7 protein-coding genes are annotated in these 9,583 nt (G+C 66.7%); 5 read left to right on the plus strand and 2 right to left on the minus strand.

All coding sequences use genetic code 11. The features are described 5' to 3' along the window. Positions 1-46 precede the first annotated feature (46 nt). A complete protein-coding gene (locus AU072_RS01135; protein ID WP_235629897.1) occupies positions 47-1,462 on the minus strand; it encodes an HNH endonuclease signature motif containing protein in 1,416 nt (471 codons plus the stop codon). Positions 1,463-1,643: 181 nt separating this feature from the next. Here AU072_RS01135 and AU072_RS01140 point away from each other — a divergent pair, with 181 nt between their 5' ends. Next, a complete protein-coding gene (locus tag AU072_RS01140) occupies positions 1,644-4,157 on the plus strand; it encodes a sensor histidine kinase (protein WP_064412024.1) in 2,514 nt (837 codons plus the stop codon). On the opposite strand, the gene AU072_RS01145 is transcribed toward AU072_RS01140, so the two are convergent. Beyond that, the gene (locus AU072_RS01145; protein ID WP_064412025.1) at positions 4,154-5,014 is read right to left on the minus strand and encodes an alpha/beta fold hydrolase; all 861 of its coding nucleotides are present in this window, start codon (positions 5,012-5,014) and stop codon (positions 4,154-4,156) included. The genes AU072_RS01140 and AU072_RS01145 overlap by 4 nt on opposite strands. Positions 5,015-5,054: 40 nt before the next feature. On the opposite strand from AU072_RS01145, the gene AU072_RS01150 reads away from it, so the two are divergent. From AU072_RS01150 to AU072_RS01165, 4 genes are all read left to right on the plus strand, one after another. Beyond that, a complete protein-coding gene (locus AU072_RS01150) occupies positions 5,055-6,923 on the plus strand; it encodes a propionyl-CoA synthetase (protein WP_064412026.1) in 1,869 nt (622 codons plus the stop codon). A 353-nt stretch (positions 6,924-7,276) separates the two neighbouring features. Beyond that, on the plus strand, positions 7,277-7,762 hold the full coding sequence (locus AU072_RS01155) for a DUF4383 domain-containing protein (protein ID WP_064412027.1): 486 nt from the start codon (positions 7,277-7,279) through the stop codon (positions 7,760-7,762). 87 nt (positions 7,763-7,849) lie between these two features. After that, positions 7,850-8,272: a DUF4383 domain-containing protein gene (locus AU072_RS01160; protein WP_064412028.1), complete on the plus strand. Its 423-nt coding sequence runs from the start codon at positions 7,850-7,852 to the stop codon at positions 8,270-8,272. 90 nt (positions 8,273-8,362) lie between these two features. Then, positions 8,363-9,583: a nitrate/nitrite transporter gene (locus tag AU072_RS01165; RefSeq protein WP_064412029.1), complete on the plus strand. Its 1,221-nt coding sequence runs from the start codon at positions 8,363-8,365 to the stop codon at positions 9,581-9,583.

The raw sequence follows: 9,583 nt of genomic DNA on the forward strand, positions 1-9,583 counted from the left end.
GCTACCCGACGGGGCCTTCACCAAACGCACGCTGCGCACCGCGGCGTCAGCCGCCGTCGCGATCATCACCGCCGTCGTCGGGACACTCTCCGCCGTCCTCGTCGTCTCCCTCGTCGGGGACGAGGTAGCGGTTGGGGTGGTGATAGTTGTTGACGCGGGCTTGGCCGTTGTCGAGCTGCGGCGGAGGAAGCCACGCGGTGCGCCCGTCTTTGCGTATGTAGGTGCGCCAGCCGCCGGGTTTGACCCGCCGATTGTCGGGGCTACACGCCAGGGTCAGCTCATCGATGTTGGTCTGACCGCCAGCGGCCCAATCGTTGTCCCCGTGATGCACCTGGCACTGGTAAGCCGAGGCGGTGCAGCCGGGTCGGGTGCAGCCGTGATCGCGGGCGAACAGGGCCAGCCGCTGGGCTTTGGACGCCAAGCGTTTAGCCCGACCCAGGTACAGAATCTCTTCGGTGTGGTCATCGAAGATCGCCAGATAGTGGTGCGCTGACGAGGCCTGGCGGATCACCTCGCTCATCGGCAGCAATGACCCGCCCCCGGTGAACCCATGCCCGGTCCCCGCTTCGAGTTCCTTGAGCCTGGCGGTGATGAGCATGGTGGCCGGCAACCCGTTATGGCTGCCCAACTGTCCCGAGGCCAGCAGCGCCCGACACATGGCATTCAGCGCATCGTGGTTGCGCTGTCCGGTCGTACGGGTGTCAGCCGACACCGCTTCGGGCGGCGGCTCGCCGTCCACAGACGGGGCGTCATCGGCCGGGTTGTTCTTGCCGGGGGCGGCCCACACCGCCAGCACCGCCTCCAACGCCGCCCGCGTGGCGGGATCAATCAGTCCGCGCAGCTCACTCATCCCATCGAGGCGCTGCCGGCCCAGCCGCAGCCAACGGTGCGCCGCGCGCACTTCATCGGAGAAATCCCCATCCGGGTTCAAGTACGCCGCCAACCGCTCCGACGCCGCGCGCAACTCCTCGGGCGTGTGCTTGATGGCCAGCTCGGCCAGCTGCGCTTCGGCGGCCTCACGCACGTCATAGGGCATCGAGACCGGGACCTGCTTGGCGAAGAACCGCCGGATCACCCGCACATGCTCCGCGCCCACCAGGCCCTTCTCGACGGCGGCCGCCGTCTGCACCAGCACCGGTTCGAGTGTCTCGCCTGTCATCGCCCGCCGCGGCGCCAACTCTTTTGCCTCGGCCACCCGGCGGCTCGCCTCGGCCTTGGAGAGGCGCAGCAACACCGTCAGCGCGCCGGCCACGCTGTTTTCACCCAACTCCGCGAGCGGGGCCTGCTGGAGTCCGGCCACCAGGCGATGGCCCACCGTCGCCGACCCGCGCGTGAAGCTCTCCCACTGCGCGGTCAGCCCCAACTGCTCAGAGGTGGTCAATGTGTCGAACGACTCGGCGACCAGCGCGGACAGCTGCTCGGCCATCCCCGCGATCACTTCGCTCATACGTTCGAATCCCACATTGCAACGCTAACTCCACCCACCGACAAACCAGGCCCATTTGTGACCGCTGAAACCAAAGAGACACAAGTGATTTCGCGCGACACCGTGAGCCACGGAGCCGGCAAGTGCAGAGAGGCGGCAAAGCAGGAGTGCCGAGAAGGGTTTGAGCCACGCCCTACACAACGTAAATTAAGTGGGGATGGGCATACTGGGACGAAAGACCGGGGACCTGCGCGTCTACCTCGGCGCGGCGCCCGGTGTCGGCAAGACCTACTCGATGCTCGCCGAGGCGCATCGCCGCCTCGAGCGAGGAACCGACGTGGTTGCCGCCGTGGTCGACACACACGGTCGACGCAAGGTCGGACAGCAGCTGGCGGGCATCGAGGTGATACCTGCGCGCGTCGTCGAGAACCAGGGCCGACCAGGCGTCCAATACCAGGAGATCGACGTCCCCGCGATCATGCAGCGGCGGCCCAAGGTCGTGCTCGTCGACGACTTCGCCCACACCAACGCCCCGGGAAGCAAGAACAAGAAGCGTTGGCAGGACGTGGAGGAACTGCTCAACGCCGGCATCACGGTGATCACGACCGTCAACATTCAAAACCTCGAGAGCGTCTCCGACCTCGCCACCCAAATCACCGGAGTCGAGGAACCCGACCGCATTCCCGACGAGGTGGTGCGCGCCGCCGACCAGATCGAGTTGGTCGACATCACACCGGAAGCGTTGCGGCGCCGCCTCGCTCACGGGAACGTGTATCCGCCGGAGCGAGTCGACGCCGCGTTGTCGAATTACTTCCGTCCCGAAAACCTCACGGCCCTAAGGCAATTGACCCTACTGTGGCTCGCCGACCAGGTTGACGCGGCGCTGGCCAAGTACCGCTCCGACAAGAAGATCAGCGACCGGTGGGCGCCCCGCGAACGCGTGGTGGTCGGGGTGACGGGCGGCCCCGAGTCCGAGGTCCTGGTGCGACGGGCGTCGCGAATCGCCTCCCGTTCGGGGGCCGACCTGCGAGTGGTGCACATCGTCGACGGCGGTGGTCTGACGGCCATCTCCGATCAGCAGAAGAAGGCCGTGCGTGACCTGGCGGCCAGCTTGGGCGCCACCATGCACACCGTGGTCGGCGACGACGTCGCCTCCACTTTGATCGCCTACGCGCACGACATCAACGCGACGCAGTTGGTGGTCGGAACATCGCGACGTTCGCGGCTCTCGCGCATGTTCGACGAGGGCATCAGCGAGGCCGTCATCCAGCAGGCCGGTGGTCTGGACGTGCACATGGTCAGCCACGACCAGGCCAACACCGGCATCTCGTGGTCCGGGCTCTCGCCACGACAGCGCCGGCTCACGTCCTGGCTTGCCGCTGTCGCGATTCCGATCGCGGTCTGCGCGCTGACATTGCTGCTGCCCGAGCGGTTCCTACGCATCGGTGGTCCGGGCGCGCTGTTCTTCATCGGGGTGCTCGGTACGGCACTGCTCGGCGGGCTCGCCCCGGCCGTCACGGCCGCCGTCCTGTCCGGAGCGCTGATCACCTACTTCCTGGTGGCTCCGGCGAACGCGTTCTCCGTTCACGACAGCGACGGCTTCATGGCGACGGTGGTGATGCTGGTGGTCTCCGTCGCCGTCGCCACGCTCGTCGATCGGACCTCGAGACGGGCAAGAGAAGCGCGGCGAGCCAATCAGGAAGCCACGCTGCTGGCGCTGTTCGCCGACGGTGTGCTCAACGACACGGACCTCGACAGCCTGCTGGAGCGGGTCCGCGAAACGTACTCCCAGCGCGCGGTGAGCATCGTTCGAAGCCAGACCGGCGAAGTGCTCGCCCACGCCGGCACCGACCCGTGCGCCGACGTCGACGACGCCGACACTCCGGTCGAGATCGGAGACGACGAGTACTGGATGCTGCTGTCCGGGCCGGCGCTGACGACGCGTGACCGCCGCGTCCTCAGCGGCGTGGGTAAACAGGCCGTCAACCTGGTCAGGCAACGTGAACTGGCCGAGGCGAACAAGGCCGAAGTCGTCGGTCAAGCCGACAAACTGCAGCACGCGCTGCTCACGGCGGTCAGCCACGACCTGCGCACCCCGCTGGCCGCCGCCAGGGCGGCCACCTCCCGGATCCGCGACAGCGATGTCGACTTCTCCGGCGACGACACCGCCGAACTCCTGGCCACGGTGGAGGAGTCGGTCGATCAGCTGACCACGCTGGTGGCCAACCTGCTGGACTCGGCGCGCCTGGCCGCCGGCGCGGTCCGACCGCAGATGGCTCGCGTCGAACTGGAACAGGTCGTCCAACGTGCGCTGCTCGGGATCCGCGCCGACACAGACGAAATCACCCGACCGGGCACTGAACGGGTGAAGGTCGAGATCGACTGTGACGCGGCCCTGGCCGACAGTGAACTGCTCGAGCGCGTGCTGGCCAACCTGATCGACAACTCGCTGCGCTACGCCGACGGCAGCCTGGTGCGGGTGACCGCGGGCCAGGTGGGCGACCGGGTGCTCATCGCCGTCGTCGACGAGGGCCCAGGGATCCCGCGCGGCAGCGAACAGCAGGCGTTCGCCCCGTTCCAGCGGCTCGGCGACGACGACTCGATCGGCATCGGGCTCGGCCTGTCGGTCGCCTCGGGATTCGTCGAGGCGATGGGCGGCACGATCTCGGCGTCCGACACCCCCGGCGGTGGTTTGACCGTCGAGATCGACCTGTCCGCCGCACCGAACTAGGCGGTCTCCTCGGCCAGGGCGATCAGCGCCGCGCGCACCAGATCGGGTCGCTCGTCGACGATGAAGTGACTGGCGTCGACCGTCTCCAGTCGATAGTCGTCGGCGTTGGCGGTTTCGGCTGCCACCCACGACGGGTGCACAGCCGCATCGCCGAGTCCGAACAGCGCGCGGATCGGTACCGTCGCCCGTCGCGTCTCAGGGTTTCGCGCGCTGCCCAGTAGTTCTTTGGTGAGGAAGGTCCGGTATGTGTCACGCGCGGCCCTGGCGCACACCGGGTCACGGAACCGATCCGCGAAGACGCGGACGTCGGCCGCCGACATTTTCGAGCCGATGCCGAAGATCATCGACTCGATGAACGGCGTGCGGCGCTGTACCAGCACACCGGCCGTCGCGATCGGGATCTGGTAGGCGAAGCGCCACAACCGGGGCAACACGTGGCGCGTCGACAACCACGGGTAGGCCATATTGCAGGCCAGGAGGCCGTCGAATCGCTCCGGTGCTCGCAAGATCATCAGATACCCGACGAAGGCGCCCCAGTCGTGAGCCAGCAGCAGCACGCGATCGAGGCCCAGCTCATCCATGAGCGCGAGCACGTCCGAGGCGACATCCTCCTTGGCCCACCGGTGCGGCGGCGGCCCGGACCAACCGTAACCCGGCAGGTCGGGCGCGATGATCCGGAATCCCGCCGGCGGGTCGGCGAGCAGGTCACGGTATTCCCAGTGATGCTGCGGCCAGCCGTGCAGGGCCAGTACCGGGCGCCCATCGGTGGGGCCGGCCTCGGTGACGTGGAAGCGCACACCGCGGGCGGTGACGTGAGAACGACGCGCTCCTTCGATCGGTGGAGGAGCAGAAGCCATAACGCGACTATAGGAACTGCCGTCGCGCTACCGTGCCGGTATGGCCGGTTACCGAGCGCTGTTCGACGCCAGCATCGCTGATCCACAAGGCTTCTGGGCCCAGGCCGCACGCGCGGTGACGTGGACCCGCGAACCGAAGAAGATCCTCGACGACTCCAACCCGCCGTTCTACCGGTGGTTCGCCGACGGCGAGCTGAACACCTGTTTCAACGCGCTCGACAGACATGTCGACGACGGCCGAGGCGATCAACCGGCGCTGATCTACGACTCACCGGTCACCGGGACACAGCGCACGTACACCTTCGGTGAATTACGCGATGCGACAGCGAAATTCGCCGGTGGGCTGCGCGGTCTCGGAGTCGAAAAGGGCGACCGTGTGGTGATCTACATGCCGATGATCCCGGAGGCGGTGATCGCCATGCTGGCGTGTGCGCGCCTGGGGGCGATCCACTCGGTCGTGTTCGGCGGGTTCGCCGCACATGAGCTCGCGGCGCGCATCGACGACGCGCAACCCAAGGTCGTCGTCTCCGCGTCCTGCGGTATCGAACCGTCCCGCACCGTCGCCTACAAACCGATGCTGGACGCCGCACTCGAGATGTCCGAGCACCCGCCGCGCAACTGCGTCATCGTGCAACGCGACCGACAGCTCTGCGAACTGGCTCCCGACCGCGACCTCGATTGGGAGGACGTCGCGGTCGCGGCGCCCGTCGACCCCGTGCCGGTCGCCGCAACCGATCCGCTGTACGTGCTGTACACATCCGGGACCACGGGTAAGCCCAAAGGCATCGTGCGCGACAACGGCGGACATGCCGTGGCGCTGCTTTGGAGCATGCGCAACATCTACGACATCGCGCCGGGCGAAGTGTTCTGGGCCGCATCCGATGTCGGCTGGGTGGTCGGGCACTCCTACATCGTGTACGGGCCGCTGCTGCTGGGCGCCACGACGGTGCTCTACGAAGGCAAGCCGATCGGCACACCGGACCCCGGTGCGTTCTGGCGGGTCGCGTCCGAACACGGGGTCAAGGCATTGTTCACCGCGCCGACGGCGGTGCGCGCGATTCGCAAGGAGGACCCCGACGGCGAGTACATCGGCCGCTACGACCTGTCGAAGATGAAGTACCTGTTCCAGGCCGGCGAGCGACTCGACCCGGACACCTACGAGTGGTCGGCGCGCAAACTCGGCATTCCCGTGGTCGACCACTGGTGGCAGACGGAAACCGGGTGGGCGATCGCCGCCAATCCGATGGGTTTTGAACCCATGCCGATCAAACCCGGATCCCCGACCGTTCCCATGCCCGGCTACGACGTGGAGATCCTGCACGTCGACGGCTCACCCTGCGCGGCCAACGAGGAAGGCGACATCTGCATCCGGCTACCGCTGCCGCCGGGCACCCTGCCCACCCTGTGGGGCGACGACGACCGGTACAAGGCCGCCTACCTGTCGGAGCATCCCGGCTACTACCTCACCGGAGACGGTGGCTACCTCGACGAAGACGGCTACCTGTTCGTGATGGGCCGTATCGACGACGTCATCAACGTCGCAGGACACCGGTTGTCGACGGGATCCATCGAGGCCGTGCTGGCCACTCACCCGGCGGTCGCGGAGTGCGCCGTGATCGGTGTCCGCGACGAGATCAAAGGGCAGGTGCCGCGCGGCTTCGTGGTGCTCAAGTCGGGCGCCTCGGCCGACGCGCTCGCCGAGGAACTGATCCGACTGGTGCGCGAAGACATCGGCGCCGTAGCGTGTTTCAAGCTCGTCGACGTCGTACCCGCGTTGCCGAAGACCCGCTCGGGGAAGATCCTGCGCAAGACGATGCGGGGCATCGCCCACGGCCGTGAGGAGCCGTTGCCGTCCACGATCGAAGACCCCGCGGTGATCGAAGCGCTCAAGCCGATTCTGGAGAACTGAGCCGCTCCAACGCCGCTCGTATCGGCCTATATTCGGTGTTGAGTCCGTGCCCGCCCGACGCGGGCCGGCTCACGACGAAGGAGTTGATTCGCGATGCGTACATCTGCGGTCAAGGCCAAGAGCGGCTGTACCTGCCACTGCCACAAGTGCGATCAAGGTCATCACTGCGGCAACGCGCCGAACTGCTACATCAAGAAATAGGCCGTCAAGCAGTAAAGCTCGGGCCGCACGGAATCGGCTCAGGTTCGCTCACAGACCTGAGTCGCATGTCCTGTTGCGACGGGATCGCCAAACCACGTTTGCATCGATTTTCGCCGGGTAGCCATCGCTGACCTCGACGAAAGGAAACGACGATGGTCAGCAGTCATCCGCCGGGCCGATCGGCCGCGACGCGCTACGCCGCCCCCGTGCAGAAGGCAGCACTCGCCGTCGGCGCAGTGTTCCTGCTGGTCGGCATCCTGGGGTTCATCCCGGGGATCACGACGAACTACGACACGATGACGTTCGCCGGGCACCACTCCGGAGCCATGCTGCTCGGGATCTTCAACGTCTCGATCCTGCACAACCTCGTGCACCTGCTGTTCGGTGTGGCAGGCGTCTTGATGGCGCGCACGTTCGACGCGGCCCGCATCTACCTGATCGGCGGCGGCGTCATCTACCTGTTGCTCTTCGTGTACGGCCTGGTCATCGACCATGACAGCGCGGCGAACTTCGTGCCGTTGAACACCGCCGACAACTGGCTTCATCTGCTACTCGGGGTCGGCATGATCGCGCTGGGTGTGCTGTTGTCGCGGCGGGTAATCGACGCCAACACCCCGTTGAACCGCAACACCCGGTAAGCGTCCGCGCCGCCTGCGCCGGTTAGCGTCCACGCCCGGCGGGTATCACCTGCGAGTCCGTCAATAACGTTCGGACGGAGGTGAGGCATGGCAAGGACACCGAAGTACATGGCCGTGCAGGGGGCCGCGCTGATCGCCGGCGTCGCCCTGATTCTTCTCGGCGCCCTCGGCTTCATCCCGGGCGTGACCCAGGATTACGACAGGCTGGCTTGGGCCGACCACCGATCCGGGGCCACCCTGCTCGGCATGATCTCGGTGTCCGGACTGGGCAACGTCGTCAACCTGGTCATCGGCGCACTGGGCCTGGTGATGGCGCGAACATACGCGGCCGCTCGGGCCTACTTCCTGGGCGCCGGGCTGGCCTACTTCGCGCTGTTGGTCTACGGATACATCGTGGCCAGCGCGTTCGACTGGATGTGGTTCGGTCTTGGTGTCGTCATGTCGATCCTCGGGTTGACGCTCGCCGGACAGCACGACCCGACCAAGCGCCGCAGGAGAATTCGCGCCTAGACCGACAACCGCGCGGTCTGTACTACATCTTGTAGCAGCGCTTTACTCGAAAGCCACGCGGATGCCTTTGACACGTGGTTGTCTGGACGAGTGAGTACGGCGACTACGCCGCACACCGGCGCGCGGCGGGGCATCAACTTAGCGCTGGCCACCTGGGTCTCGGCCATCAACTTCTGGGCATGGAACATGATCGGCCCGCTGTCGACCACGTACGCGGGCGATTTGTCGCTGAGCAGTTCCGAGGCTTCGATGCTGGTGGCCACACCGATTCTGGTGGGCGCGCTGGGGCGGATCGTCGTGGGTTCGCTGACCGACCGGTTCGGTGGGCGGGCCTTGTTCATCGCGATCTCCCTGATCTCGATCGTGCCGGTGCTGGCGGTCGGCGCCGCGGGATCGGCAGGGTCGTATCCGATGCTGCTGGTGTGCGGCTTCTTCCTGGGCATCGCGGGCACGATCTTCGCTGTCGGGATTCCGTTCGCCAACAACTGGTACGACCCGTCGCGGCGCGGATTCGCGACCGGGGTCTTCGGGATGGGGATGGTGGGCACCGCGCTCTCGGCGTTCTTCACACCCCGGTTCGTGGGCTGGTTCGGGCTCTTCCCCACCCACGTGATCATCGCGGTCGCGTTGGCGATCACCGCGGCGCTGTGCCTGCTGTTGATGCGGGATTCACCGACCTTCACGCCCAACACCGACCGGGTGATGCCGAAGCTGAAGGCAGCGGCCAAACTTCGCGTCACCTGGGAGATGTCATTCCTCTACGCGATCGTGTTCGGTGGGTTCGTGGCGTTCAGCAACTATCTGCCCACCTACATCAAGACGATCTACCACTTCTCGGCCGTCGACGCCGGCGCGCGAACGGCAGGCTTCGCGCTGGCCGCCGTCCTCGCACGTCCTGTCGGCGGGGCGCTGGCCGACCGCATCGCGCCGAAGTACGTCGTACTGACCTCCTTCGCCGGCACCGCGCTGATGGCATTGATCGCCATGCTGCAACCGCCGCCGGATGTGTGGTCGGCCGCCACCTTCATCGCGCTGGCGGTGTTCCTCGGTGTCGGCACCGGCGGCGTGTTCGCCTGGGTGGCTCGCCGGTCACCCGCCAAGTCCGTGGGTTCGATCACCGGAATCGTCTCGGCCGCAGGGGGTTTGGGTGGTTACTTCCCGCCGCTGGTGATGGGCTCGACCTACGACGCGGTCGAGAACGACTACTCGGTCGGACTGATCCTGCTCGTGGTGACCGCGTTGATCGCGTTCGCTTACACCGCACTGCGGCTGCACGCTCATGAGCCGCAACCGAAGGAGGCCACACGGTGA

It is taken from the genome of Mycolicibacterium novocastrense (genome assembly GCF_001499835.1).
In the GTDB taxonomy this organism is placed as follows: Bacteria; Actinomycetota; Actinomycetes; order Mycobacteriales; family Mycobacteriaceae; genus Mycobacterium; species Mycobacterium novocastrense.